Origin of the sequence: Bradyrhizobium sp. USDA 4541 (genome assembly GCF_024171085.1) — a bacterium.
GTDB classification, from domain to species: domain Bacteria; phylum Pseudomonadota; class Alphaproteobacteria; order Rhizobiales; family Xanthobacteraceae; genus Bradyrhizobium; species Bradyrhizobium australafricanum.
Genome location: NZ_JALJZF010000001.1, coordinates 1810139 through 1835763 on the forward strand (window position 1 = coordinate 1810139; position 25625 = coordinate 1835763).

The window sequence follows — 25625 nt, forward strand, 5'->3', positions numbered from 1 at the left end:
GGCGTCTCTGACCGTTGTCTCGGCGAAGGCCGATAACGGCAACTATATCCGGAATTCGATCGAGGTGCGGACCCTTTCTGATTACCCACGGTAGCTGCTTGTGCCAGCGCAGCAACTGTGCCGAGGTGAAGCTGTGATCGACCGGGTTCGAGGCGGGTGCAGCGCGCTCCGGCCTTCGGCGTCCGACGGCCTCGATGCTCCGCCCGCTCATCGGGGCGTGTCATGGCTGAGGTCCGATTTCTCACGTGGCGCTCGATCCCGAGGCGAGTTTTTCAAATCTCCGCCGCAGGTGATCAACGAGCAGTTCCGCACCGATCAACAGGCAGCCCGGATGTCCGCCAGGCACCTGTATCAATTCCAGTTGAGAGCTGAGATGCCGCCACGCTCGGCCATCGTGGTCGGCCGCGTAAAAGGCCACCGGGATCTCGAGCGGCGCCGGACAATACCGCGCCATAGCGATTGAATGAGCGTCCCACAACGCCGTTGGAATTTCGACCTTCGCGGTCGCAGGCTGTTCGTTCGCCGGAAGCTTCAGGTATCGCTCCAGTCTCACCATTTGCTCGAAGGTCCAACGCAGGAGATAAGGCGAAACCAGCGGCTTCAGCAGCCCCAGGATCGCCCGCGGCATTGGACGGGCACTGACGGTCGGCGGGTCTACCATCGTAACCAAATCAACCGTGTGGCCGGCAGCCATCAGCTGGCGGGCCACTTCGAACGCCACCATGGCGCCATTGCACTTGCCGCCCAGAAGAAAGGGACCGCTCGCTTGCCTTGCCAGGATGAACGGCAGGCGGTCGGCGGCCATCGCCTCGATCGAGCCCGGAATCGGCTCGCCATGAAGACCGTGGGGATTGATCGAGATGATCGGATAATCCGGCCCCAGAAGCTCTACCACCCGCCGCACGCTCGCGTGGCCGCTGACAAGATCGCCGTTGAAGAAGTACAGCGGAGACCGCGTGCCAGGCGCATGGGGCTGGAAGAACGGCGTCGTCCACGTGTCCGTTGGTGCGGAAACCCTTGCGGCAAATTGCCGGACGGTTTCTGCCCCGAACATGATGGTTTCCGGCACGGGATAGCCGACGAGCCGCTCGACCTCGATCAGCATCTCCATCGCGAGAAGGGAGTCTCCACCGCTGGCAAAAAAATCATCGTCAACAGTCACGGCCTCGTTCTTGAGCAGCCTGCGCCAGAGGGGCAGCAACTCGGCTTCCAAATTCAACGGCCCGTTCGCGACGGGCGCCGGCGTCGTCGCCTGGTGCCCCCGTGGCCGGTCGACCAGCTCGCGCAGACGTCGCCGCTGAACCTTTCCCGTCACCCCCTTCGGCAGATGGTCGAGCGTCAGAATGCGTCTCGGAATCTTGAACGAGGCCAGCTCGCGTTGCAGGAACAGGCGAAGCTCCGCAGCGCTCGCCTGCGCGCCGCGATGAGGGACGATGGCGACTGCGACGTCCTCGCCCAGGCGCGGATGCGAGATCGCGAAGGCCGCAGCTTCGGCGATGGCCGAATGTCGCAATAGCGCGGCCTCGATCTCGGCGGGAGAAATCTTCTCACCACCGCGATTGATCAGCTCGCTCAGGCGGCCGTGCAGCGAAAGGAAGCCGTCTTCGTCGAGGCTGCCGATATCGCCGGTGCGAAACCAACCCTTCGTGAAAGCGGCTTGATTGAGTTCCGGCGCATCGAGATAGCCCGACGTCACGGTCGGTCCACGAATCCAGATCTCTCCGCGCTCGCCGGCTGCCAGGGGATGTCCATCCTCACCAACGATGGCCACGGTATCGGGCCAGGGTCTTCCGCAGGTGCCCGGCCTGTTCGGACCGGGCGGCAGTTGGTTGGCGGCGATCTGGGCCGCCTCGCTGGAGCCGTAATGCTCGAGCACCGGCACGCCGAGAGCGTGTTGCAGGCCGTCCTGCACGGCTCTCGGGAGCGGCGCGCCGCCCGACATCGCGAACCGCAAAGTGTGCGCCGGCTGTGCATTCTCGAGGCTTTGTGCCTTGTCCAGCACCGTGGTGTGAAGCGTCGGGCCTGCCGAGTACCAGGTCGGCCGCAAGACATCGAACCACTCATCGAGTGCGACGACGGCACTGTTCGCCGGGATGGCAATGCTGCCTCCCGTCAGCAACGGCGTGAAGACCGTCACTTTGAGCCCATGGGAATAGTAGGAGGGCGACACGCTCAGGCATCGGTCCCGGGACGTGAGGCCGAACCAGGCCTGAAGGCGTTCGGCCGCCGCCAGCATATTGTCATGGCTGAACGGAATGAGCTTCGGCTGCGCGGTCGTGCCCGACGTCTGCAAAATGAAGGCGGGGGAGCGCGGATCCGGCTCGGCGTCGATGGCAGGGGAGCCGGCAACTTGCACGGCGATCTCGAGTCCAAGCTGGCCCTGTCCGACCGGAGCGGCTTCTATAATGGCAAGCGTTCTGCGGGCTGCGGCCTGGCGAGCTTCAGGGGCACTGCCCTGCAGCACAACGAGGGCGCTCAAGTTGAGCATGTCGAGACGCTGCTCGATTTCAGGCAGGGAGAGGCGTGGGTCGAGAGGAACCGCGACGCTACAGCAGGCGACTGCCACGATGGCGAGAACCGCCTCCGGGCCGTTCGGCATCAAGACCCCGATCCGGGTATTGCAATCGAAGCCCGCCAAGCGCAGCCGCCGGCGGATCGCGTTCAACTGGCGTTCAAGACCGTTGTATGTCAGAGGCTCGAAAGCGCTCGAGACGATCGCCGGCTGGTTCGGAAACCGACTGGCAGTTCGACCTATGACCTGGCTTATTGTGAGCCGGGCTTCCGACTCCCCATGGTCGCGAGCGTGGAAGCTCTCGGAACACATGGTGGCGCCAGGCGTCTCGTTGTCCAGAAGCATTCCGTCCTACCTTGAACAACGTAAGTCGGTTGGCAGGACCATAGCCCGCCGCTCCCGAAGATGCCTTGCCGTACAGCAAGTGAAGCTAACAATTAAGGATTAGCCAATATTCGGTGCGTCATCCTGCCATCCTGCCGATCGCGACCATTGGTGAGTCGTGGCGTAACCAGGCAGCGGCGCGACTTGAGCTTGCCGATGAGAGCAGTCGTCTGGCTTGCGCGGGATTGAGCAGGCCTCGAACAAGACAGAAATTCTCGAAGACGCAGATGGCTCTCGCCGACTACGTGCCGCGATAGCCATTCGGGTTCTTCATCTGGAAATGCCAATGGTCGGCACACATCTGTGTCAGCGATCGCGCTGATGTCCAGCCCAACAGGTTCTTCGCGAGAGTTGGATCGGCATAGCAGATTGCGACGTCACCGACCCTGCGTTGGTCGATCACATACGGCACGGGCCGGCCACTCACTTCCTTGAATGTCCGGATCACGTCCATGACGCTACTGCCGCTTCCTGTTCCGAGATTGACCGTCAGAAGGCCGGGCTGTCTCAGTTGGCTAAGGGCGCTCAGATGTCCGGATGCAAGATCGACAACGTGAATGAAGTCGCGGATCCCGGTGCCGTCCGGAGTATCATAGTCGTTTCCCCAAACATGCACCGTCGGACGTCGTCCGATCGCCACTTGTGCCACAATAGGCAACAGATTGTTCGGCACATCCAGGGGATCTTCTCCGATCAGTCCGCTTTCGTGGGCGCCAACCGGATTGAAGTAGCGCAAGATGGCAATCCGCCAATCCTTGTCGGACTCATGAAGGTCCTTCAGTATTTCTTCGATGAAGTATTTTGTGCGGCCGTACGGATTGATCGGTGCGACCGGATGCTTCTCGTCCAGCGGCAGGTACGCGGGTGTCCCGTAAACGGTTGCGGATGAACTGAAGACCAGCGTCTTGACGGATGCTCGCGTCATGGCCGACACGAGCCGCATCGTTCCCACGACGTTGTTGTCGTAATAGGTGATGGGTTGAGCGCTGGACTCGCCCACCGCCTTGAGGCCGGCGAGATGAATGACCGCAGTCACGTCGTGGGCGCGCAGGATCTGGTAGATCGCCTCTTCATTGCGAATATCGGCATGCCGGAAAATGACCGATCGCCCGCAGATGGCTCGTATCCGTTCGAGAGAGGCGCTGTTGCTGTTGGAAAGATTGTCGACCGCGACGACATCGAGCCCGGCGTCGAGTAGGGCGACAGCGATGTGGGATCCGATATAGCCGGCACCGCCGGTCAACAAGATCATTTCCGCTTCCGTTTCGCGTCTGCGTGGTCAATGCTCGCCGCGCGCGGGAAATCATCCCGCGCGGTGATGCCGATGCGCCAGACCGGACGAGCCTCAGCTATTTCCGCAGTCGGATCGCCCCGTCGGCTTTTGAGCTCATGTCCTTGCGGGTATGGCCGTTGGCGAGGGAGACTTCGAAGTAGTTCTCCGCATGGTCGATCGCGCCAAGTGGCGCCGGCCGGCCCGCTCTCGCAATCTTGGGAATTTCCCGGCCAGGTGGGAGGAGCCGCTCGGTTACGTCAACGATCTGATGCGCCGAACTGCTGTTTCTCGACCAAGCCGCAGATCGATGGTTCAATCCCCAGATTGCTGCCTGCGTTCTGTTTTGAACCCGAATCTTGCGAAGGATCGCCTTGATGTGAACCTTCACCGTGGCTTCGGCAATCTTGATCTTGCGCGCAATGCACTTGTTGGAATCGCCTTCAATCAGGCACTGCACAATTGAAACTTCCCGCGGCGAAAGTTGCTGAGCCAGCGTGTCATCTGCCGTTGCGACGGCATGATCGTCATCGTTGGGTACAGGAGCATCGTCCACCTCGCGTCTCTCGGTCTCGAGAGCGGACTCCAAGAATGCCGGCGGGAATACCGTCCCACCCATCATGACGAGTTCGATGGACTTGATGAACGCGTCGCAGTTCATCACGTCGATGAAATATCCGGTGGCGCCGGCTCGGAATGCGGCAACCAGATCATTCAGATGAAAGTGATCCGCGACAACTGCGACACGTGCATCCGCGTGACGGCGCTTGAACGAGTCGATTTGCTCGACTGTCGGGCGAAAATCATCGCCACTATGAACGATGAGGAACAATGACGGACTCGCGGGGGCTTTCTGAAGCGCCTCATCGCTGGGCCAATTATCGGCGTCGTATATCGAGGTTAGGACGAAATTCTCCGAATTTAGAATTCTTGCAAGGCCTTCTTTGCGAAGACTATTTTCACCAACCAGTGCAATGGCAAAAGGATATCGTCGTCTCATGGAAACTCTCCCGGACGCTACAATGATACAAGCGGTTGAAGGGTTGAACCCGATTCATTTTTGGTGGCCCGCCCAGCTGAAAAGAACGACGTAAAAACAAGCTTCCTCAGATTCGGTCGATAGAACAAACCTGGGACGAAAAGCGCTTAACTCACTCCGAAAATATTTAAGAATGTTAGATGCTAATCCCCAATATCCCTATATACCGTTGGTTATAGGCATTTGGGGCCGCCAAACTGACGAGGGTGGTCTCTCGGTCCCGGTCGACAGGCACTCGCTGAGGGTGCCTCGGATCGTCGCTGCGATTACGCGTTGTGGAATCTGGTTATCGGCGCGCTCCAGGCGGTAGATTCACGGGACCAAACGACAACAAAACCTTACTGAAATATCTCATATTGGAGTAGCTTATTAATGACATGGGCGCCGATCTGAACTGAGGGGGATTGAGGGTTGATCGGAAATGCATTTCAGTCGTGTAGTCATTGCCAGTAGATATCCAGTCGTTTTATTGGGTCTGAACTGCCTGCTCGAAGCAGAGCGTGATTTCAAAGTTGTTGCTCGCTGCAATGATATTGCGAGCTGCTTCAAGGCAATACAGAGCCTCGCGCCCGACATCGCCATTTTGGACATGTCGATGCCTGACATTTCTGGGCAGGCCATGCTCGAGGTCGCAAACTCCGGGGCGCTTGGTGTGCGGCTCGTGTTTCTTGCCGCCTCGGTTGAGGATCGCGATCTCGCCATGCTCGCAGCAGCGGGAGCTTGCGGTGTTCTTCTGAGCGAGGAGGAGCCCGAAACGCTCTTGCAGACGTTGCGGCAAGTCGCCGACGGCCAGAAGACGTTGCCTCCGCCCTCGTACGAAGAAGCCATCCCTTATGCGCAAACGACGATCCCGGAGAAATATCTTGCGGTGCTGACGGACCGCGAGCGTCAGATCATGCGTTTGGTGTCGGAGGGCTTGTCGAACAAGGAGATTGGCCGCCGTCTGAAGGTGGCCGACGGTACCATCAAGGTTCATCTGCACCACATCTTCCGCAAGCTCGAGATCAGCAACAGGACCGTCCTTGCTACGCTTGCCGTCTCATATTCCGGGCCGACCGGGTCTCCATCCGTCGAATAGCGGCGACGGACCGGCGTTTTTCATCGAGCTTCATGCGCGATGATCATCCCCGCTAGGCCAACGGGCTGTCTGTACGCCTGGAGATTGCGGAAAACGAGCGTCGCAAGGCAGTTGCGATGAAAACGCCTGCACAGCAGCCGGCGCCTTTGACGAACATGTCCTTTACGTATCCATGTCTGTCGGGGAGCAGTCTTTGAATCAGTTCGAAGCCGACGACTATAGCGAGAAGGACGAGCAGGATTGACAGCACGTGCTTCGGATAGGCGAGCGAAAAGGCGACCCCGATAATGAACAGAGCTGCAAAACGATCGATGTTCGCCGATATCAACGTGTGCGGACGGAATGCCAGCGGTGTATCGGTGACGATGAAGAGGCCTAGGATCAAACCCCAAGCCAAGCATCGGAATACGGTTTGCGTCATCCCTTGTGGTTCAGCAAGAGCGCAGTAACCTGGTTTCATCATTCGCATTCGCAACTACTCTTCAGGCGCGGCCGTTTTAAAGAGATGGATCGTCGTTGCACGATGGGGGCAAGCTCAACTGCGGATCACCATGGCGGGCTAGGTTTTGCCAAGCCACTGGCCAATGTCTCTGGATCCGATGACCCGTTTGGGCCGGTACGGGTTGATCGTTCCAGCTGAAAGTCTCTCGATGCGCTGGTCCTCCGCCAGTTTCCTTGTGAACTGCTTCGCATCCTGTTCGGATACGAATGTCGCAGTCCTTCGTGCGTGCCTGTCGGGCGGAGCATCGCGTTGATCAATGAAGGAGACGTACCAGATGTGCCTTGCTGTCATGCGGGACCTCCGAGGTCAGGTCTAGGCGCGAATACAAATTCGAGACACCAGGCGGTGATATCTGAAAGCTGATCGGCAGAAAGCTTCTTCTCCATTGTGTAGTCGTGATTGGTTTCTGCGAGCCAAAGCAAGCCGGCGATTGGTCCGTCCGCAATGGACGGGAATTGCAGCTTTCGCTCAGCGTGTCGCCGGGGCTTTCAGAGTACTCCTCCTGGACATCAAGCTTGCATGCTTCGTTCCATCGCGAAGTTTGAAGATGGCCACGAGGCGCCGCAAGCGAGCGCTGCGTTCGCTGCTATTCATGCCGCAATGGAAAACTGAAGGACGAACAGTGACTGGCCGCCCGGCTCGGGGCTGTCGCTGATTTCGACATGCCAGCGAAGATGACGCAAGAATGGCTCCGTCACGTCGTGCTTGAGTATCTCGCCGCTCAGTTCAATCGCCGTCGTCCGTGCGGCGAAAATGTCGGGAAGATCCAGGCCGACATCATCGAGCACTGAATGGCCGCCGTGGATATGAAAAAAATACCGCGGCATTGGTGTCTCCGGATGAGGCGAACATTCCGACGACTGCGACGAGCTCGACGCATCAAAGTGGTGTCATCGCACCACGGTGAGGCGGACGGCAAGCCGCTATTCTAGGAGGGCGGATCATCATTGTTGGGTACCCCGACGTGGACCTGCACCATCATCGGTTCGGAAGGTCGAGCGACGCATCGGGTCGACAGAGGAGACCAGCCGAATTCGTGTTGGCTTGTCGGCAATGAGCCAGCGATTCGGTCATCGTGATTTCGAGACAATGGCAAGCGGCCGGCGGGAAGCAGAGAGCGCCGCTCGTCACCGCGAATAAAATCACGCCGTTACAGAAGCTGAGGCAGGCGGCCGACCAGCGGGAAACGGCTGCGGACCACCGGACGCGCCGAGATCTCTCGGATGGTCAGGGAAGCGTGCGGCAATGCCTAGCACCCGAAGCTAACGAGCAGCATTTTCACGACGGCCCGTGGTGCTCGCCAGCGACGCCGGCGATCAATTATTTGTGCGGTGCGGCAACATTGATATTGCATTGCAATAATAGCTGACTAACTCTGCTTCTCACGTGCCACTGAGGAGCCTTCCGTGATCAAGATTTCCCTCTCCACCCTTGCCGCCGCTCTCGCGATCGCAACCGCCGCGTCCGCTGCGGAGCTTCCGACCTATGAGGCTGCGGGCCTGCCGATCTCGGCGGTGCAGGCCGGCGTGATTGGCGCCGCCAACGCCCGCGAGCAGGCGCCTGTTGCGACCACATCGGCGACGCCGCATCAGCTCAGCGTTCTGACGCCCCGCAACAAGATGACGACCGCGCGGGCCGCTGCCCGCACCGACCGCTCGGTCCACTGATCGGCATAGCCGTTCCCGGAAGGCCCGCGACGACGTCGCGGGTCTTCGGCGGGCGTAGAGCAAATGCATCGCGCGCTCAGCTGCGTCCGACGCAAGCTCGCGCCGCTCGCCGCCGCCAAGTGGCGCCTCACGCCGTTGGCGCGAACTCCCGCAGGTGGAGTTTGATTGCGGCGTCGACCTCGTCCGGGTGATCGACCTGAGGCAGTCGCCGAGGTCGAGAAATGGTGGCCGATCGTCAAGTCGGCGAATATCAAGGCGGAATAGCTACAACGATGATTTTCGGCGTGATCGGCAGATGCGCGTTAAGGCATCCGCTGTCATGGCAGGGCTGGCAGCTTGCAGGCTCGGCACTGGAAATCGTCGCCGCGCTCGTCGGCGCGAACTTCGAATTCCTCCGAAACCCGAACAATTCGGTTGCGAAGCGGGGCGACCTCGGAAAGCTCAGCGTGGCCCGTGCGTCGGCATTTCGGGCACCGCAGGATCTCAATCCAGTAGGTTTGGGTCATGACGTCGTCTGCAAACGCTCGCGCAATGATAACCCCGTCTGGCGCGAAGAAAATTGATCCAGCTCAAAAACGCGGCCGCATCTCCTCCAATTCCGCACCTGTTCAAACGCCAAAGCGCGTTTCGAGCCCCCGGGGCGAGCGCTGCTCAAATCGGTGAAAACCCTGACCGCGTTAACCTTTGATTAACCATGCGGTCCGATTGTTAACCATTCGACAAGACAACCGAGTCAGGGGCGATGGACGCAACTCAACAGGTCGCACGTCAGCAGGTCCGCATGCGCGGCCGTTCCTACGTTGCGTTCGTTTTCTCGCCGGTCGTGCCTGTCGTGTCCTGGCTGGCCGAGATCGACGCGACGCTGGCGAAGTCGCCGGGCTTCTTCACCGGCAAGCCCATCGTGCTCGACCTCTCGGCGGTCGATCTCAGCCAGACCGCGATCGCGCATCTGATCGGCAGCCTCGGTGAGCGCAACATCCGCATCCTCGGCATCGAGGGCGTCGACGAATCGAAGCTCGGCGCCAACATGCCGCCGCTTCTGACCGGCGGCCGGGCCTGCGCGATCACCCATGTCGAGCCGCAGAAGCCGCAGGTGCAGGAAAAAAACAAGGACAAGGACAAGACCAAGCTGCCGTCGCTGCTGCTGGAGAGCCCGGTCCGTTCCGGCCAGTCGATCGTGTTTGCCGAGGGCGACGTCACCGTGCTCGGCTCGGTCGGCTCCGGCGCCGAGATCGTCGCCGGCGGCTCGATCCATGTCTACGGCACGCTGCGCGGCCGGGCGATGGCCGGCATCAACGGCAATTCGGCGGCCCGCATCTTCTGCCAGAGGATCGAGGCCGAGCTGCTCGCCATCGATGGCTACTACCAGACTGCGGAAGAAATCGCCGACAGCTTGCGCAACCGGCCCGCCCAGGCGTGGCTCGAGGGCGAAATGCTGCGCATTACACCATTGAACTGACCGACCACAAGGAGAGAGAGAATGGCCAAGGTATTGGTCGTGACGTCTGGGAAGGGCGGGGTCGGCAAAACGACCTCAACCGCCGCGCTCGGCGCGGCGCTCGCGCAAATGGGTCAGAACGTCGTCGTCATCGATTTCGACGTCGGCCTGCGCAACCTCGATCTGGTGATGGGCGCGGAGCGTCGGGTGGTGTTCGACCTCATCAACGTGGTGCAGGGCGTCGCCAAGCTGCCGCAGGCGCTGATCCGCGACAAGCGGCTGGAGAATCTCTGGCTGCTGCCGGCGTCGCAGACCCGCGACAAGGACGCGCTGAGCGAAGAGGGCGTTAAGCACGTGATCGCCGACCTCAAGACCAAGTTCGACTGGATCCTGTGCGACAGCCCGGCCGGCATCGAGCGCGGCGCGACGCTCGCGATGCGCTACGCCGACGAGGCCGTTATCGTCACCAATCCGGAAGTATCGTCGGTTCGCGACTCCGACCGCATCATCGGCATGCTCGATTCCAAGACGGTCCGCGCCGAGCGCGGCGAGCGCGTCGAGAAGCATCTTCTGGTCACCCGCTATGATGCCGGCCGCGCGGCGCGCGGCGAGATGCTGTCGATCGACGATATCCTGGAAATCCTTGCGACCCCCTTGCTCGGCATCGTCCCGGAAAGCCAGGACGTGCTGCGCGCCTCCAATGTCGGCTGTCCGGTCACGCTGAACGCAGCAAGCAGCGCGCCGGCGCGGGCCTATACCGACGCGGTACGCCGCCTGATGGGCGAGGCGGTGGAGATGACCGTGCCGGTTCAACGCAAGGGGTTGATGGATCGGCTACTGCGACGGAGGGCGGCATGATGAACGTAATGCGGCTGTTCGGCGGCCGCGCCGCATCGGCGCCCGTCGCGCGGGAGCGGTTGCAGATCCTGCTTTCGCATGAGCGTGGCCGGACCGGCGCGCCAGATCTCCTGGAGACACTTCGCTCGGAAATCCTGAGCGTGGTTTCCAAGCATATCGACGTCGACCCCGACAAGGTCGTGGTCCGGATGGACCGTGGCAAGTTCGTCTCGATGCTCGAGGTCGACATCGAGGTTCCCAATGGCGTGCAACGATCGAAGATGGTGGCGGCCACATGACGGCAGACAGCGACAGTCACATTGCCTGGCAGCGCGCGCAGCTCAAGAAGCTGCGGGCGGCGTTGAGGGCGATCGAGGCCGATCAGCTCGGCAAGGCCAATTGCGGCCGTGCGACGCAGATGACGATCGACGAATTGCAGCGCAAGATCGGCGAGTCGGGCCGCTGCATCGCGGAGTACGAGCGCCGGACCCGTCGCCCACTGGCGACGGACCTCGGCAGCCTCGCCAGCGTCAGCTGGACGCACTGGAACGCCAACATGCCGATGGCCAAGGCGCCGCGCCACCGCGCGTAGTGCGATGATTCTCCCATCGTCATTGCGAGCCACCCGGTCGGCGCAAGGCGCCGCCGGATGACAGGCTCCGCGAAGCAATCCATTTTTCCGCATAGGCGGCTCGATGGATTGCTTCGTCGCTATCGCTCCTCGCAATGACGGGAAGAGACAGGCGACCTACAGCAAGAACGCCAGCGCGCTCTCGCAACTATCCTCGACTTTGAGGGCGAGCAGTTCGTCGGCGCGGGTGCGGCCGAGATTGACGGCGGCAATCGGCAGGCCGCGCTGCTCTGCCATCCGGACGAAGCGAAAGCCGGAATAGACCATCAGCGAGGAGCCGACCACCAGCACGGCGTCGGCCTGCTCGAGATGCGCCTGCGCCGACGCGACCGTATCGCGCGGCACGTTCTCGCCGAAGAACACCACGTCGGGTTTCAGCACGCCGCCGCAGGCCTCGCAGGCCGGCACCACGAACGACGAGAAATCCAGATCGAGATCGGCGTCGCCGTCGGGTGCGTCGGCGGCATCGAGCGTGAGCCAGGCGGGGTTTCGTTGCGCGAGCTCGTCCTGGAATTGTTCGCGCGGCATCGTCGCGCCGCAGCCGAGGCAGCGCACCACGTCGAGCCGGCCGTGCAGGTCGATCACCCGCCGGCTGCCGGCGGCCTGGTGCAGGCGGTCGACATTCTGGGTCAGCAGCAGCTCGCAGCGCCCTTGCTGTTCGAGCTTGGCCAGTGCGCGATGCGCGCCGTTCGGCGCGGCGCGGCCGAACCGCCGCCAGCCCACCATGCTGCGCGCCCAGTAGCGCTGCCGCGTCGCCGCCTCGCCCAAGAACGCCTGGATGGTGACCGGGCGCGTCCGCTTCCAGTTGCCGTCGCTGTCGCGATAATCAGGAATGCCGGAATTGGTGCTGCAGCCGGCTCCGGTCAGGACAAACAGGCGCTGGTGGCCGGCGACGAAATCCTCGAGGGCGGGGTGTGGCATGGCAGCACATCTAGTGCGGGGCACGCATCTGCGCCAGATGTGGGGCCTGCCGCGAGCGGACCTTTCACGCGGCCTCTGCGTTGACGGCATGGCACCCGAGACGTGGTGCTGCGCGCGCCTGTCTGCCTGGCGCAATTGCCTACGGAGTGATCGATGCGGCCGGGATTCATCGTCGTCGTTTGCGGGCTGATGTCGCTGGCGCTGTCGCCGTCCCATGGTCAGGATGCGGGCGTGTCCGGCGAGCAGGCGTTCAACAATTCCTGCCGCACCTGCCATACGGTCAAGGACGGTGATAACCGCGTTGGCCCAAACCTGCACGATGTCGTCGGCCGCAAAGCCGGATCGGTTGCGAACTTTCCTTATTCGGAGGCGATGAAATCATCCGACATCGTCTGGGATGAGAGCACGCTGCTGCGCTTCATCGAGGATCCCGATGCCGTGGTGTCGGGCAACGGCATGAAGCCGTATACCGGCGTGCGCTCGGCGGAGGATCGCGCCAGGATCGTGGCGTTCCTGAAATCCCCCGGCAAGTGACCGTTGGCGGTAGGCCGGTCTCACTTTGCCGGCACGACGAAGACCTGGCCGGGATAGATCAAATTGGGATTGCGGATCTGCTGCGAGTTGGCCCGATAAATCACGGCGTAGCGCTGTCCGGCGCCGAATGCGCGCTGGCTGATCCGCCACAGGCTGTCGCCGCGGGCGACGGTGGTCGTCGTGATCTTCGGCACGATCACGGCGGAGGGGGACTTCACATCGGATGCGGTGGCGGTTGCCGCCGCGGCGAGTTGCGGTTTGACCACATCCGCGCGGCCGGACGAGGTTGGCGATGCCGGGATCGATGCGGTCGTCATCGTGTCCGGAACGTTGAACGGCACCTCGGCCCGCGCGCGGACCTTGCCGGAGCTGGGATCGACGTCGTCAAGCCGCACCTGATAGTTGCCGGCGGTCACGCCCTTGTTGATCGTGACCGAGAGGTGCCCCGCCTCGTCGGCCGTCGCGGACGTGATCAAGCTCCCGTTGAGATAGAGCCTGACGGTCGCGCCGGGAGCTGCCTGACCGCTCACATGGAGCTTGCCGTCCGGTTCGGTCTCGACGGCCTCGATGGCCACTTTCCCAGCCGCCGGCGCCGTGGCCGCAGGTCGTGACAGCACGCGGACCGGTTTGTCCGGTGTCATCAGCGCCACCATCGGCCGCTCCCGCGTCGCAGCCTCGAGCGCCACCGCCACGCTTTGCTTGGAGGTCACCTGCTTGCCGTCGCGCGTCATGCGCAGGGTGAGGTCATAGTTTCCCGGCGGAAGCGGGCGCGGGACCATGACGAACTGGCCGGACTTGTCCGCCACGACGCGATCGTGCACCTCGCCATTGCGCAGCAGTTCCACCGTCGTGCCCGGTAGCGCCCGGCCGGCAACAACGGTCTCGCCGGTCGGCTCGATGTTGACGACGTCGAACTCAGGCACCGCGTCGCCGCCTGGTGCCGGCGCCGGTCCCGCCAGCACGTCGGCCAAGGCCGCGGTCTCGGTTTGCGCCTTTGCCAGTGCGGTCTTGTTTTGGTCTCGCGCCGGAGCCGCTGGCGCGGATGGTGCTGTCGCCGTCAAAGGCGTGCTCCCGCCCAGGATTTGCTGGGTTTGGCGGATGCCGAAGACGAGCGCCGCCGTGCCGCCGGCGGCAAGTGCCAGCAACGGAATGACCAGTCGGATCGCCGTGGCGTTCATGATTGTCATCCGCGGATGATGTCCCCCGCGCATCCGCGCGCGACCCCCGCCCCCCGCGGGGATTTAGTGAGAGACTGCGCCGGTTTGCGCCGGCCATCAAGTCGGATGAAGGGATTACTTCTCTCGGGCAGGCCGGCCGATCTGGCGGCTCGCGGCGCCCGGCCCGTGCCGGGATGACGTCAGGTTCAAAACTCCAGCGCCGCATTGTCCACCACCTCCTTCATGACGAAGAAGGTGCGGGTCTGCCGCACGCCGGGCAGCGCGATCAGCTGGTCGCCATGGATGCGCTTGAAGTCGTCGACGTCGCCGGCGCGGATCTTGAGGAAGTAATCGAAGTCACCGGCGACGAGGTGGCAGTCGAGCACGCATTTGAGCTTCGCCACCGCCTGCTCGAAGCTCGCAAAGCTTTCCGGCGTCGAGCGGTCGAGCACGACGCCGACCATCACCAACGTGCCCTTGCCGAGCTTGCGCGGCGCCACCATGGCGCGGACGCCGCTGAGATAACCCTCGTCGAACAGCGCTTGCGTCCGGCGATGGCAGGTGGCGGGGCTGACGCCGACCTGATCGGCCAGCTCGGCATTGCTGAGCCGGCCGTTCTTTTGCAGCAATCTCAACATCTTGAGGTCGATGCGGTCGAGTCGGGCGGACATGGAAGAATCTCTCACTATTGGTCGATTTCATGAGAGAAAATATACCATCAGGGCCAGATCCGGCAATCTTCGGCAATTGTGCGGGCTGAGTAAGAGAGCACCTTTCGCGCCAGGGGTGATAGCTGTGGCCGCCGTTTCAGACCACCAAAGAGGATGCCAGCATGCTGGAGAAGTTCGCGCGCTATCCACTCACATTCGGGCCGACTGCCATCGAGAAGCTCGATCGGCTGTCAAAGCATCTCGGCGGCAAGGTCGAGCTCTATGCCAAGCGCGAGGATTGTAATTCCGGGCTCGCCTATGGCGGCAACAAGCTGCGCAAGCTCGAATACATCATCCCCGATGCGATCGCCTCCAATGCCGACACGCTGGTCTCGATCGGCGGCGTGCAGTCGAATCACACCCGCATGGTCGCGGCCGTCGCGGCCAAGATCGGCATGAAGTGCCGGCTGGTGCAGGAAAGCTGGGTGCCGCATGAGGACGCGGTCTATGATCGCGTCGGCAACATCCTGCTTTCGCGCGTCATGGGCGCCGATGTGCGGCTGGTCGACGAAGGCTTCGACATCGGCATCCGCAAGAGCTGGGAGCAGGCGATCGAGGAAGTGAAGGCGGCGGGCGGCAAGCCCTACGCGATTCCGGCCGGCGCCTCCGTGCACAAATTTGGCGGGCTCGGCTATGTCGGCTTCGCCGAGGAGGTGCGCGCGCAGGAGCGCCAGCTCGGCGTCAAGTTCGACTACATCATCGTCTGCACGGTGACCGGCTCGACCCATGCCGGCATGCTGGTCGGCTTCGCCGCCGATGGGCGCGCGCGCAACGTGATCGGCATCGACGGTTCGTTCACGCCCGCGCAGACCAAGGCGCAGGTGCTGTCGATCGCGCAGAACACCGCAAAGCTCGTCGAGCTCGGCCGCGACATCGTCGAGGATGATGTCGTGCTGATCGAGGACTACGCCTATCCCGCCTACGGCGTGCCGTCGGAGGAGACCAAGGAGGCGATCCGGCTCAGCGCGCGGCTGGAAGGCATGATCACCGACCCCGTCTACGAGGGCAAGTCGATGCAGGGCATGATCGATCTGGTGCAGAAGGGCTATTTCCCGGCCGGATCGAAGGTGCTCTACGCCCATCTCGGCGGCGCACCGGCGCTCAACGGCTACGCCTACGCGTTCAGGAACGGCTGAGGCGGGCGGGCCTCTGATTTCGTGGCTTCGTAGCCCGGATGAAGCGAAGCGCAATCCGGGTAGGTCTCTCGGCGGCGCGAGATCCCCGGATTTGGCGGAGCCTGTCATCGGGCGCGCGTTCGCGCGACCCGTTGGCTCCATCCGGGCTACGTTCGATGTCCCACGTCAGGTCCGCGTCAGCTTCGCCCGGTATTTTTGCCTGACCGGGCGAGTTGGGAGACCATCGCGTGAGGATGATGAATGCGGCCGGCCGAGCCATCGCCGCGCTCGGCGTTGGCATCGTCGCCGTGGGGCACTGGGTCTGGACCTACCAGGGCCAGGGTGCCGCGCCGCATCCCCGCCTGCTGGCGATGAATCATGCGGTCGAGCTCTACGCCGGCATCTTCCTGATCGGCGTCGGCGTCCATGCCCTCGCATCCTGGTACTGGTTCAGCGATCCAAATCCGCCGGCGCGCTCCTCGGTCGGGGAGCCGCAGTAGCGTCCGCCTTGGCGGCAATGCTCCGGTTGAGGTGCTGTCCTGGTTAGGGCACTCGTACAGGGGAATTAGGACATCTGATGCCCGGTGGAATCTGGAAATTGGACACAGCCGCTGACTGACATACGCTAAAGCGCCCGCCGATCCGACGTGTAATGCTTTGAACATTATGTTCAGGACCGATTTAGATGGCGTCGAGTTCAGCCTCATAGGCTTGGCGGGGATATCGCTCGTCGCGTTCATCATCAGCTTAGGCTGGCTTCTGATCGGCTGAACTGCCGTAGCTCATTGGAAACGTCAACTTGGCCTTAGCGCTCTCCCGGCGCTGGGGCCGCTTTCTAATCAGGACACCTCCAAAATCAACTTGGGACACGGGGCCTAAATGCGGACAGCACCCCGGTTGAGATGCTGTCCCAGTTAGGACATTCGCTTGGGGAAATCAGGACACTCATTCACATATGCAAATGCCCTTCCGTACCATCGAGGTTCTAGCTCACGCGGGGGTGTCCATAATCTTTCCCTACCCCACGGGCGCTCCTCGGCCTCAGCCTCCTTGCCCGAGTGCTGGGGCCGTTTGCTTGAGTGCCGCATCGCATCTGCGATGAAATGCAAGCTGACTTTCCTATGCAAATGCGGGAACAGACCTATTGGGCGCAGGGTCGAGTTCTCATGGGAATGACAATCCCTCTGGCCCCCCGGCGCTAGCTACGTGCCGGGGCCGCCTTATTCTCAGCGGCGCGGTAAGGCGGCCTCAGCGTTCGTTCCAACGCGCTGGGGCCGTTTCCTTGAGGGCGTCACGGGGAACAGTCTCGCTGGAAGGCCTGATTGATCGCCACTCTCTACAGTAGCATCTCGGATTGGTGTGCCAGCATACGCGATTGGGCTGCGACGTTCCGGACAATGGCGCGCTCGGGAGCGAGTAGCTTCAAGGCCACATCATCACACTGCGCTGCCATCGCTCGCATCTCTTCCGACGTCATGGTGTCGTATTAGAGGGCGCTTCGACCGGGGCTGCATTTGCCTATGTTTCAGCCCCAAGCCGGGGATTGTGCCGGAGATTCAGCCGCGAGCTTGCGGAGAATGGATCGCAACTACAGGAAGGGACGCGCCGCTCTCATTTGGCGTGACGGCTAACTCGGAAGCAGAAGTGCGCGAGCGATTTGAATCGAGCTTGCGCCGATGGATCGAGATCATAAACGGAGAGGCCGCCAACTGAGGCGGCCTTACTCAACGACGCCTTTGATATCGGACCTTCGCCGGAACAGTTTTATTTGTCCGATCAGCGGTCGGATCAGATATTTTAGAACAAGGCCGAGACCTATGATCGACACCAGGATTGGCCAGTAGGCCAAGATCGCAAGAACGGCCAACCATTCCGGGCTGCGCTGCTCCCGCCAATACACCGACGCCGCGATGACGTGGGCCACCAATAGCGCGGCCCAAATAGCTAGCGCGACGATGACGGGCTCATCGAATGTCAACGCTTCCCACGCGGCTTCACCCGGCCCTGAAGGCGCACTTTCGCTTTCCATGGCTTGGTCGACCTCCCTCAGCTTCCAACCCCTGCGATGGCGGGCTTATTCCATCGGAATGCTAAGGGGGACGGTAGCGGAGGCTGGAACTCCGTTCACCCACGGAGAACCCCGGTAACACTTCTGCCCTGTGGAGCGAGAACACTTGGCGGATTGCAAAAGCCAGAACATCTGGCGTGCGACTCAGTAGTCTTGCCGAGAACATCGGCCAAGTTACGGTTTTCGTTCGCTTAATCGGAATTAAGACACTCCAAGATTCAACTTGGGACACGGGGCTTAAATACGGCCAGTACCTCGGTTGACATAGGAACATAATAGGAACATAGGTTCTGTAACCTGAGGGTGTGGCGACCGCCTCATCCGCGGCGGACTTGCGTGGCCGCAGGACCAAAGACCAAGCCGCGCACCACTTGCGGATGAATTTCGACGCCTCCTATGATGGGTTGTGGCTGGGGGAGTGCGCGTCATGAGAGTTGCGATCTGGGCGGCCGTTGCGGCCGCGTGGCTGTTTGCGTCTGCAACTCCGTCGAGCGCCCGCGGTCCCTACGGCTCGATCACGGTCGGCAACTGGAAGGGCGGCGCTTTCACCAACGACAAGAATGGCGCCTTCACCCATTGCTCGGCGAGCACCACGTATCAAAGCGGCATCTTCTTCATGGTGTCGATCGCCGAGAATGGCAGCTGGCGGCTCGGCTTTGCCCATGACAGCTGGCGTCTGACGCCGGGCGAGGCCTTTCCGCTGGCGCTGACCTTTGACGGCCAGCCGGCGTTCAACGTCTACGGCATGCCGCTCGGCACCCAGCTCGTGAATGTCGAGATGCCGGTGAATTCCAGCCTGATCAACCAGTTCCGCAAGGCGCGCCAGATGACGGCATTCGCGCAGGGACAATTGTTTCAGTTCAACCTCAATCAGACCGCGCAGCTGTTGCCGGCTCTGCTCAACTGCGTCGTCTCGGTGAAGAAGAACGGCGTCTCCAATGCCGGCGAGTTCGCGGTCGCGACAAAGCCTGCGGCGCCGCCGCAGCAGGCTGCAGCACCCAGCGCGCCGCCGGCGAAGCAGGCGAGATCGGGGACCGGCACCGGCTTTGTGGTCAGCAGCAGCGGCCACGTCGTCACCAATCACCATGTCGTCGGCGGCTGCAGCGAGATCACGGGCAACCTGAGCGGCGAGGCGCCGGTCAAGCTGCGCCTGGTGTCCGATGACGAGACCAATGATCTCGCGTTGCTGCAGGCGCCGACCCCTTTCAAGGATGTCGTCAGCCTCAGGCAAAACCCCATCCTGGTCGGCAACGGCGTAGTGGCGATCGGTTATCCCTATCACGGATTGCTGACATCCGATTTCACGGTCACCACGGGCATTGTCTCTTCGCTGAGTGGCATCCTCAACGATACCCGTCATCTGCAGATCAGCGCCGCCGTGCAGCCGGGCAACAGCGGCGGTCCGCTGTTCGACCTTACCGGCGCGGTGGTCGGCGTGGTGGCTGCCAAGCTCGACGCGGTCAGGATGGCGCGGGCGACGGGGACCATCCCGGAGAACATCAATTTCGCGATCAAGACCGGCGCGCTGCGCGACTTTCTCGACAACAGCGCGGTGGCGTACCGGACCGCCGAGTGGCGCGAGGAGATGAAGAAGGAAACCGCCGAGATTGCCAAGAATGCGCGCGGCTACACGCTGCTGATCACCTGCACGGTGAACGAGCAGAGCGCGAGTGCGAAGAAGGGCAATTGAGACCTCCGCTACGCCCTCTTCCCGTCCTTGCGGCAGGGCGACTGCATCTGGCTACCGGCCACACGTCTTTCCTTGCGACGTCCGGGCAGCCGCCGACTCCTTTGCATGGGGTTGTTTTCGATATTTTGGCAATGGGCGCCTGCCAGGTACGGGCGGAGCTCAACCGAGCCGCCGCAGAGTATGCACGGTGATCTCGGCCGGGCAATTCAGCCGCACCGGCGCGAGGCTGGTGCCGGCGCCGGCCGAGGTGTAGCCGGCAAGTTCACCGAACCGCCAGGCGCCGCTGCCCATCCGGCGCGGCAGCCGCGCCTCCAGCTTGATCGCGATGCCGCCGGGCAGGCAGAGCTGGCCGCCATGGGTATGGCCGCTCAGCATCAGGTCGAAGCCGGCTGCCGCCGCCGCGCGGTAGGATTCCGGCGTATGTGCCAGCAGGATCGAGAATGCATCGCGCGGGATCGCTGTGGCAGCCCTTGCAATGTCGTCGGTGCGGTAGAAGTGCGCGTCGTCGATCCCGGCGAGGTGGATCGTCGCGCTATCGCGCGTGATCGACTCCTGCTCATTGAACAGCATCCTGATGCCCATCGCCTCCAGCGCCGGCGTCATGCGGATGCTGTCATGATTGCCGAGGATGCCGTAGAGCGGCAGCTTGATCCGCGCGCACAGATCCCGCATCAACGCGAGGCTCGTTTCAAACGGCCCATACGTCTTGCCGCGGTAGTCGCCCGTGAGAACGCAGATATCGCAGGCGATATCGCTCACGATGTCCATCAGATGCCGCATCGCGCGTTGGCTGATGTCGGCATGGAGATCGCTGAGCTGCAGCATGGCGAAGCCGTCGAAGGCCGCCGGCAGGCGCGCCGACGTCACCAGGTTGCGTCGCACTTCGACCCTATCGGCATTACGCCGCGCGCGGCCGTGCAGGCCGGTCACCTTGAGCGCGGTCTCGATGATCCGCGGCGCCAGTTTCCAGTTCTCGACGTTGAACAGCAGCGTGCCCTGGCCGAACACCTGCTTCTCATGCGCGGCCTCGATCCCAAGCCGGCGCACGACGTGATCCGCGCCGATCCGCTCGACCAGTCCCTGCAATGCCGTGTCGGCCATCGTCCCCCGTGCGCTCCGCGATGCCAAGCGCGGACCGGCGCGACACTATCATGCGCAATCCCGGCGGGGATACCGCCGGCACTCAGACCACGGGAACCCGCTTCGCGGCGACCGCGGCCGGCGAGATCACCTCGATGTCGAGCGGTACCTGCCAGCGCTCGGTGAAGCGCACCTGCGGCGGTGCATTGCCGTTGCGCCCACCCTGCAGCACGAAGCCGTCGTAACCCGAGTTCATCACCTCATTGCACTTCTGCACATAGATCGGGAAGCCGCCGATATAGGGCATGAACACGCGGGGACGGCCCGGGATGTTGGCGCCGACATACCAGGAACTGCAGGTCGAGCGCAGCGAAACCGTTGATACGTCGTTGACATGGGTGACCCAGGCGTCCTCGTCGTCGCGGACCGCCTCGATCGTGCCGGCGCCGATGTCGCGCATATGACTGATGCAATCCGCCAGCCAATCGACATGCTGCTCGATCGCCTGGATCATGCTGGCGAGCACCGACGGGCTGCCGGGCCCGGTGATCATGAACAGGTTCGGAAAGCCCTCGGAGGCAAGGCCGAGATAGGCACGCGGGCCCGCCCGCCATTTCTCGGCCAGCGTCTGCCCGCCGCGGCCGGTGATCGCGATCTTGTCGAACGAGCCGGTCATGGCGGCAAAGCCGGTGGCGGAGACGATCGCGTCGAACTTGTATTCGGTGCCGTCGACGACAATGCCTTCCGTCGTGAAGCGATCGATCGGCGTCGTCGACACGTCGACCAGCTTCACATGCGGCAGATTGTAGGTCTCGAAATAATTGGTATCGACGCAGAGCCGCTTGCAGCCGAACACGTTTCGCGGGCACAGCAATTCGGCGGTGGCGGGATCCTTGACGATGCCGCGGATCTTCTCGCGCGCGAAATCGGCGATGGTGTCGTTGGCGGCCTTCTCGAACAGGAGATCGCCGAACGCGCCGAGGAAGGGCAGGCCGCCGCGCTGCCACGCTTCTTCGTATTGCTGCTCGCGCTCCCGCTCGCTCGCCTGCAAGGCGGGCTGGGCGTTGAACTGGAAATAGAAGCCGGTCGGGCGCGCACGGGCCTTGGCGCGCAGCTCCGGATAATGCGCCTTCGCTTCCTTGAGATATTCCGCCGACAGCCGCTCGTTCCACGCCGGCACCGACCAGGTCGCGGTGCGCTGAAACACCGTGAGCTCGGAGGCCTGCTGCGCGATGATCGGGATCGACTGGATCGCCGACGAGCCGGTGCCGATCACGCCGACGCGCAGGCCGCTGAAGTCGACACCCTCATGCGGCCATTCGCCGGTGTGATAGATCGGCCCGCGGAAATCCGCCATGCCCGGGAAAGCCGGCCGGTTCGGCGCCGACAGGCAGCCGACCGCCATGATGCAGAACTTTGCGGTAACCCTGTCGCCGCGGTCGGTCTCGATAAGCCATGTGCCTGCCTGTTCGTCGAAGGTCGCCGCGGTGACGCGGGTGTCGAACACGATCTGGCTGCGCAGGTCGAAGCGATCGGCGACGTGATTGGCGTAAGCGAGAATTTCGGGCTGCGGAGAATATTTCTCCGACCAGCTCCAGTCCTGATCGAGTTCCTCGGAGAACGAGAACGAATATTGCAGGCTCTCGACGTCGCAACGCGCGCCGGGATAGCGATTCCAGTACCAGGTGCCGCCGACGCCGCCGCCGGCCTCATAGACCCGCGCGGTGAAGCCGAGTCCGCGCAGCCGATGCAGCATGTACATGCCGGCGAACCCGGCGCCGATCACCACGGCATCGAACGTTCCGGTCTCGGCAGGGCGCACAGTTTTGCGCGCGGTGCTCTCCTGAGCCATGGGCCGTCTCTTCCCTATATCGTTATGTCTTGCCCGCGTCTCGTTGGACGCGATGGGCAAAGATTAGGGCGAGGGCGGCGCGGCCCGCAAGCAAGCGTATTGCCGTCCAGCGAATAGCTCCTATGCTGTCTCTGGGAGAGGATGAGGGTAAGCGGTGATCGGGTAGTTGTTCTGTCGTGACCGTTCATCTGCCGGCAAAGATCGAGGTCCCATGAAGAAGGAAGAAGTAGAAGCTATCTTCGAGCGGGGCGATTTGGGGCCGATCGAAGACTATCTTGAGGCCGTCGCGACCGAGAAACAATTGCCTGCGGCCGCAGTCGGAATGTGCCTGATCAGAATGGAAGAAGCGGCCCCCGCGCTGCGCGCCATCGTCGCCCGGGCAGGGAACGGCGAGGAACTGTCCGACGATGAGGCCAGGCTGCTGTTCCGAGGTGTCTATATCCTCGGTGGAGCTCGTGACACGGATGTTTGCCGCGACCTGCTGCGACTGCTGCGCAGACCCGAAAGCGAACTTGATGACCTGTTGGGTGACTGCCTGACCGAAAGCATGGCGCGCATTGTCGCGGGTGTCTTTGACGGGGACGTCGACGCCTTGTTGAGTCTGGTCGTGGATCAGTCCGTCGATCAATTTGCGCGCGAGCAGGTTCTCGGCGCGGCCACCTTCCTCACATGGAATGGGATGATCGGGCGGGAGCGCATGCAGCGCCTGCTCAAAGCATTCCACGAGCAAAATCTGGCGGATGACGAGAACCATGCCTGGTACGCGTGGCAGCAGGCAATTGCCCTCCTGGGGTTGCGCGAGCTGGCGCCCTTGGCGTATCGCGCTTTCGATGACGGGCGTATACCCGATTGGATGACGGAACGCCGCGAGTTCGACGAAATGCTCGTCGATGCCGAGCAGCGACCCGAGGAAATCGCACGATTCGAGGAAGTTGGCCTCGGCTATATCAAGGATGCGGTCCAGGAAATGGAAGGGACCGACTACGGCTACAACGAGACCTTCGACGATCTGGATGCCCCCTTTGGGGACGATCTCGATACATTGTGGAGCCACACCGAACCCGTGAGGAATCCCTTGCGCCATGTCGGGCGCAACGACCCATGCCCGTGCGGCAGCGGCAAGAAATACAAGAAATGCTGTCTCGCTGACCAGCGTTGAGCTGCGACTCCCTCGGTCTCAGCGCCGGCCAAAGCGACTGTCGTCGCTTCGGCGTAGAGAGGACCGGTCACGCTCCTGTCGTCTTCACGATCCGGATCAGCTCGTCGCCGTAGTGCTCGAGCTTCTTGTCGCCGATCCCTGCGATGTTGCGCAGCTCGCTGAGCGTGTCCGGCCGCATCGCGGCGATGCCGTCGATGGTGGAATCGTGCAGCACGACATAGGCCGGCACGCCGCGCTGGCGCGCGACATCCGAGCGCCAGGCGCGCAACGCCGCATGCAACGCGGGATTTGCGGCGCCACCCGGGCTGTCGGCCGCGGGCACAAGCTCGCCGCGGCGCGACTTGCCGCGGACCGCGCGGTTGCGCGCGCCCTCCGGCTGCTCACGCAGCATCACCGCGGTCTCGCCCTTCAGCACGCCGCGGGCGCTGTCGGTCAGAACAAGCGCGCCGAAGGCATCGCTGTCGGCGCGCAGATGGCCCATCGCCACCAGCTGGCGCAGCACCGCGCGCCATTGCTTCTCGTTGAGCTCGCGGCCGATGCCGAACACCGACAGCTGGTCGTGGTTGAACTGCTTGACCCGTTCGGTGAGCCGCCCGACCAGCACGTCGATCAGGTGCATGGCGCCGAAACGTTGCCCGGTGCGGTAGGCGCAGGACAGCAGCTTTTGTGCGAGCACCTTGCCGTCGCGGACGCGCGGCGGCGTCAGGCAGTTGTCGCAATTGCCGCAGCTTTCTTCTGCGCGGGTCTCGCCGAAATAGCCGAGCAGGCGCTGCCGGCGGCAATGCACCGTTTCAGCCAGCGCAACCAGCGCGTCGAGCTTGCCGACCGAGACGCGCTTGAAGGCATCGGAGCCGGTCGATTCATCGATCATGCGGCGCTGCTGCACGATGTCGGACAGGCCGTAGGCCATCCATGCCGCCGACGGCTTGCCGTCGCGGCCGGCACGCCCGGTCTCCTGGTAGTAGGCTTCGATGCTCTTCGGCAGATCGAGATGCGCGACGAAGCGCACATCGGGCTTGTCGATCCCCATGCCGAAGGCGATCGTGGCGACGATCACGAGCCCGTCCTCGTTGAGGAAGCGGTCCTGGTGCCGGGCGCGCACGCCGGCATCGAGCCCGGCATGATAGGGCAGTGCCGGAATGCCGGCCTCGCTGAGCGCCGCCGCGACGTCCTCGACCTTGGCGCGGGACAGGCAATAGACCACGCCGGCGTCGCCGGCATGCCGCTCCTTGATGAAGTTCTTCAGCTGCGTGGTCGCATTCTGCTTGTCGACGATCTCGTAGCGGATATTGGGCCGGTCGAAGCTCGCGACGAATTGCGGTGCGTCGGTAAGCTGCAGCCGCTCGGCGATCTCCCTTCGCGTCAGCGCGTCCGCAGTCGCGGTCAGCGCGATGCGCGGCACCTTGGGGAAGCGCTCGGCGAGTGCGGACAGGCCGATATATTCCGGGCGGAAGTCATGGCCCCATTGCGAGACGCAATGCGCCTCGTCGATCGCAAACAGCGCGATCTGCGCCTGGCCGAGCAGATTGAGGCAGCGCGGCGTGAGCAGCCGCTCCGGCGCCACATAGAGCAGGTCGAGATCGCCGGCGAGCAGCCGCCGCTCGACCTCGGAGGCTTCCTCATAGGACAGCGTCGAGTTCAGCACCGCGGCGTTGACGCCGGCTTCAGTGAGGCCCGCGACCTGGTCGCGCATCAGCGCAATCAAAGGTGATACCACGATGCCGCAGCCGTCGCGCAGCAGCGACGGCAATTGGTAGCACAGCGACTTGCCGCCGCCGGTCGGCATCAGCACCAGGCAATTGCCGCCATCGGTGACGTGACGGATGATGTTTTCCTGCGCGCCGCGGAAGCCCGACAGGCCGAACACGGAACTGAGCACGGACAGCGCATCGCGAGACGGGGCGGAGGCGCGATCGAGGGCGGGCTGGGCGGTCATGATCCCTTGCGCGATCCCTTTGGGATTTTCCAGGATTCCTTGAGG

General features: G+C 62.8%; 23 protein-coding genes and 2 pseudogenes. 13 read left to right on the forward strand and 12 right to left on the reverse strand.

Annotation, left to right across the window (positions count from 1 at the left end):
- Positions 1-241: 241 nt before the first annotated feature.
- From J2R80_RS08450 to J2R80_RS08460, 3 genes are all read right to left on the reverse strand, one after another.
- Positions 242-2857: an AMP-binding protein gene (locus tag J2R80_RS08450; RefSeq protein WP_253588594.1), complete on the reverse strand. Its 2616-nt coding sequence runs from the start codon at positions 2855-2857 to the stop codon at positions 242-244.
- A 280-nt stretch (positions 2858-3137) separates the two neighbouring features.
- A complete protein-coding gene (gene galE / locus J2R80_RS08455) occupies positions 3138-4148 on the reverse strand; it encodes a UDP-glucose 4-epimerase GalE (protein WP_076834838.1) in 1011 nt (336 codons plus the stop codon).
- A gap of 97 nt (positions 4149-4245) precedes the next feature.
- Positions 4246-5166 carry a response regulator transcription factor gene (locus tag J2R80_RS08460; protein WP_253588595.1) on the reverse strand — a complete coding sequence of 307 codons (921 nt, stop codon included), beginning with the start codon at positions 5164-5166 and terminating at the stop codon, positions 4246-4248.
- 460 nt (positions 5167-5626) lie between these two features.
- Between J2R80_RS08460 and J2R80_RS08465 the strand changes: the two genes are divergently transcribed.
- Positions 5627-6283 carry a response regulator transcription factor gene (locus tag J2R80_RS08465; protein WP_225162391.1) on the forward strand — a complete coding sequence of 219 codons (657 nt, stop codon included), beginning with the start codon at positions 5627-5629 and terminating at the stop codon, positions 6281-6283.
- 52 nt (positions 6284-6335) lie between these two features.
- Here the strand turns inward: J2R80_RS08465 and J2R80_RS08470 are convergent, their stop codons facing one another.
- Together J2R80_RS08470 and J2R80_RS08475 are read right to left on the reverse strand one after the other, a co-directional pair.
- On the reverse strand, positions 6336-6752 hold the full coding sequence (locus J2R80_RS08470; RefSeq protein WP_057021176.1) for a VanZ family protein: 417 nt from the start codon (positions 6750-6752) through the stop codon (positions 6336-6338).
- Between the two features lie 623 nt (positions 6753-7375).
- Positions 7376-7612, reverse strand: coding sequence for a DUF6894 family protein (locus J2R80_RS08475; RefSeq protein ID WP_028335246.1), 237 nt, complete (start codon positions 7610-7612; stop codon positions 7376-7378).
- A gap of 579 nt (positions 7613-8191) precedes the next feature.
- Here J2R80_RS08475 and J2R80_RS08480 point away from each other — a divergent pair.
- From J2R80_RS08480 to J2R80_RS08505, 6 genes are all read left to right on the forward strand, one after another.
- Positions 8192-8452, forward strand: a complete 261-nt coding sequence (locus tag J2R80_RS08480) for a hypothetical protein (protein ID WP_076834843.1) — start codon at positions 8192-8194, stop codon at positions 8450-8452.
- Positions 8453-8673: 221 nt separating this feature from the next.
- Positions 8674-9015, forward strand: a complete 342-nt coding sequence (locus tag J2R80_RS08485) for a hypothetical protein (protein WP_168857653.1) — start codon at positions 8674-8676, stop codon at positions 9013-9015.
- Positions 9016-9194: 179 nt separating this feature from the next.
- On the forward strand, positions 9195-9911 hold the full coding sequence (gene minC, locus J2R80_RS08490) for a septum site-determining protein MinC (RefSeq protein WP_028335249.1): 717 nt from the start codon (positions 9195-9197) through the stop codon (positions 9909-9911).
- A gap of 21 nt (positions 9912-9932) precedes the next feature.
- A complete protein-coding gene (gene minD, locus J2R80_RS08495) occupies positions 9933-10748 on the forward strand; it encodes a septum site-determining protein MinD (RefSeq protein WP_057021178.1) in 816 nt (271 codons plus the stop codon).
- The gene (gene minE / locus J2R80_RS08500) at positions 10748-11026 is read left to right on the forward strand and encodes a cell division topological specificity factor MinE (protein WP_026192121.1); all 279 of its coding nucleotides are present in this window, start codon (positions 10748-10750) and stop codon (positions 11024-11026) included. Before minD ends, minE begins: the two co-directional genes overlap by 1 nt.
- Entirely contained in the window at positions 11023-11319 is a 297-nt protein-coding gene (locus J2R80_RS08505; RefSeq protein WP_057021179.1) for a hypothetical protein, read from the forward strand. Before minE ends, J2R80_RS08505 begins: the two co-directional genes overlap by 4 nt.
- A 156-nt stretch (positions 11320-11475) precedes the next feature.
- On the opposite strand, the gene J2R80_RS08510 is transcribed toward J2R80_RS08505, so the two are convergent.
- The gene (locus J2R80_RS08510) at positions 11476-12279 is read right to left on the reverse strand and encodes an NAD-dependent protein deacetylase (protein ID WP_057021180.1); all 804 of its coding nucleotides are present in this window, start codon (positions 12277-12279) and stop codon (positions 11476-11478) included.
- 153 nt (positions 12280-12432) lie between these two features.
- Between J2R80_RS08510 and J2R80_RS08515 the strand changes: the two genes are divergently transcribed.
- Positions 12433-12813 carry a cytochrome c family protein gene (locus J2R80_RS08515; RefSeq protein ID WP_063790198.1) on the forward strand — a complete coding sequence of 127 codons (381 nt, stop codon included), beginning with the start codon at positions 12433-12435 and terminating at the stop codon, positions 12811-12813.
- A gap of 20 nt (positions 12814-12833) precedes the next feature.
- On the opposite strand, the gene J2R80_RS08520 is transcribed toward J2R80_RS08515, so the two are convergent.
- On the reverse strand, positions 12834-13991 hold the full coding sequence (locus J2R80_RS08520; RefSeq protein ID WP_245311913.1) for an Ig-like domain-containing protein: 1158 nt from the start codon (positions 13989-13991) through the stop codon (positions 12834-12836).
- 185 nt (positions 13992-14176) lie between these two features.
- Positions 14177-14641: an Lrp/AsnC family transcriptional regulator gene (locus J2R80_RS08525; protein WP_057021181.1), complete on the reverse strand. Its 465-nt coding sequence runs from the start codon at positions 14639-14641 to the stop codon at positions 14177-14179.
- 161 nt (positions 14642-14802) lie between these two features.
- On the opposite strand from J2R80_RS08525, the gene J2R80_RS08530 reads away from it, so the two are divergent.
- Together J2R80_RS08530 and J2R80_RS08535 are read left to right on the forward strand one after the other, a co-directional pair.
- The gene (locus J2R80_RS08530; RefSeq protein ID WP_057021182.1) at positions 14803-15816 is read left to right on the forward strand and encodes a 1-aminocyclopropane-1-carboxylate deaminase; all 1014 of its coding nucleotides are present in this window, start codon (positions 14803-14805) and stop codon (positions 15814-15816) included.
- Positions 15817-16049: 233 nt separating this feature from the next.
- Complete coding sequence (locus J2R80_RS08535) at positions 16050-16295, forward strand: hypothetical protein (RefSeq protein WP_233475642.1); 246 nt, start codon at positions 16050-16052, stop codon at positions 16293-16295.
- 1220 nt (positions 16296-17515) lie between these two features.
- Here the strand turns inward: J2R80_RS08535 and J2R80_RS08540 are convergent.
- Positions 17516-17824 (reverse strand): hypothetical protein, encoded by a 309-nt coding sequence (locus J2R80_RS08540; protein ID WP_229193518.1) that lies wholly within the window; start codon positions 17822-17824, stop codon positions 17516-17518.
- 466 nt (positions 17825-18290) lie between these two features.
- Here J2R80_RS08540 and J2R80_RS08545 point away from each other — a divergent pair, with 466 nt between their 5' ends.
- Complete coding sequence (locus J2R80_RS08545) at positions 18291-19553, forward strand: S1C family serine protease (RefSeq protein ID WP_253638364.1); 1263 nt, start codon at positions 18291-18293, stop codon at positions 19551-19553.
- Between the two features lie 159 nt (positions 19554-19712).
- On the opposite strand, the gene J2R80_RS08550 is transcribed toward J2R80_RS08545, so the two are convergent.
- The gene (locus J2R80_RS08550) at positions 19713-20654 is read right to left on the reverse strand and encodes a metallophosphoesterase (RefSeq protein WP_253588597.1); all 942 of its coding nucleotides are present in this window, start codon (positions 20652-20654) and stop codon (positions 19713-19715) included.
- Positions 20655-20736: 82 nt separating this feature from the next.
- The gene (locus J2R80_RS08555) at positions 20737-22485 is read right to left on the reverse strand and encodes an NAD(P)/FAD-dependent oxidoreductase (RefSeq protein WP_253588598.1); all 1749 of its coding nucleotides are present in this window, start codon (positions 22483-22485) and stop codon (positions 20737-20739) included.
- A gap of 211 nt (positions 22486-22696) precedes the next feature.
- On the opposite strand from J2R80_RS08555, the pseudogene J2R80_RS08560 reads away from it, so the two are divergent.
- Both J2R80_RS08560 and J2R80_RS43655 read left to right on the forward strand, forming a co-directional pair.
- A pseudogene (locus tag J2R80_RS08560) lies at positions 22697-23446 on the forward strand (DUF1186 domain-containing protein); the annotation flags it as partial.
- A 96-nt stretch (positions 23447-23542) separates the two neighbouring features.
- Positions 23543-23644 (forward strand): annotated as a pseudogene (locus J2R80_RS43655) (SEC-C metal-binding domain-containing protein); the annotation flags it as partial.
- A 67-nt stretch (positions 23645-23711) separates the two neighbouring features.
- On the opposite strand, the gene recQ reads toward J2R80_RS43655, so the two are convergent.
- Positions 23712-25580: a DNA helicase RecQ gene (gene recQ / locus J2R80_RS08565; protein ID WP_253588599.1), complete on the reverse strand. Its 1869-nt coding sequence runs from the start codon at positions 25578-25580 to the stop codon at positions 23712-23714.
- Between the last annotated feature and the right edge of the window lie 45 nt (positions 25581-25625).